Raw genomic sequence first — 1,049 nt, 5'->3', positions numbered from 1 at the left:
TGCCAGCTCTCCCCCAAGCATCCGGGCCCCCATCGCGGTGACAGGGCACCCTAGAACCTGGGTCAGATTTCAACCGGCGACCGGGTCAGTTTCACTCCGGCGGCTACATGGGCTTGCCGCCTGTTGCTTCGATGCGAGCCCTCTGGGCGGCGATGGTCTGCGATAGCCGAATGCGTTCACAGAGCCGTTCGGCGCGGTGCGGTCCGGCCCGCTCTGGGCCTTGTTGCTGGCACCGGCTTTGATGGCTTGGTCACTCATGTTGTCGTGCATTGACCACGCCTAGAAGGGGCATGGTCGCACTGCGAACCAGATGTCCGAGATCTGACCTATATGAGACTTCAGGCATTCGACCCGGCCCGGGTGTATCAGCCTGCGCCGGCTCCGTGCATAAGATTGGCTCCGGTCGAGACCGGTGCCCACAGGGCGGCACCTTGGGCCGCAAAGACGGCGTCCCCGACAAAGGCCCGCAGGTCGCGCAGCACAGACCGCAGCAGGCTTGCCTCGGCAAGACAGAGACCAGCATCGCTCCCGTCGTCCGGAGCAAGACGTTCAACCAGGACCTCCACCTTGCTCACCAGGCCGGCGAGCGACTGTGACGGAGAGGCGGCTAGACTGGCCACCGTCGCAAGCTCGCCGATGTCTCCCGTGTCGTCCTCCGGCCACGCGTCGGCATCGAGAGACGCTGCGACTACTGCGGCCTGAGTGTGCGGCGCATCGTCCTGATGCGCTGCGGCGGAGGCGCGCTCGGCAGGAAAGAGTAGGATGTCAGCCATGATCGGCATCCAACGCTGAGGAGTGTGCTTCAGTGGGTACGGAGCGACTCGCGCGCGGCGCCGGCGGCTGACGGTGCGGTCGCATCCAACCGGTAGCCGCCACGGGTGGCCAGCAGGAGCTGCGGGCTCGACGGGTCCGTCTCCATCTTCTGCCGCAGGCGGTAGATGTGTGTCTCCAGCGTGTGGGTGGTGACCCCGCTGTTAAAGCCCCAGACATCGACCAGCAGCGTCGCGCGGTCCACGGCAGCGCCGTTCGCCCGCAGCAGGTACTTCAGG

At 66.1% G+C, this 1,049-nt stretch carries 2 protein-coding genes; both read right to left on the bottom strand.

The features are described from left to right. Nucleotides 1-365: 365 nt before the first annotated feature. On the bottom strand, nt 366-773 hold the full coding sequence (locus E2C06_RS38360; protein ID WP_165982924.1) for a hypothetical protein: 408 nt from the start codon (nt 771-773) through the stop codon (nt 366-368). Nucleotides 774-802: 29 nt separating this feature from the next. Beyond that, nucleotides 803-1,049, bottom strand: a 247-nt coding sequence (locus E2C06_RS36615; RefSeq protein ID WP_133293408.1) for a winged helix-turn-helix domain-containing protein, incomplete at its 5' end; no start/stop codon positions are given.

The sequence above is a fragment of the Dankookia rubra genome, assembly GCF_004355005.1.
Classification (GTDB): domain Bacteria; phylum Pseudomonadota; class Alphaproteobacteria; order Acetobacterales; family Acetobacteraceae; genus Paracraurococcus; species Paracraurococcus ruber_A.
This window is presented reverse-complemented; position numbering and strand designations above follow the sequence as displayed.

What these genes read in the sequence shown, in the direction of transcription:
- E2C06_RS38360 (WP_165982924.1), bottom strand. Translation starts at nt 773, where the DNA reads ATGGCTGACATCCTACTCTTTCCTGCCGAGCGCGCCTCCGCCGCAGCG.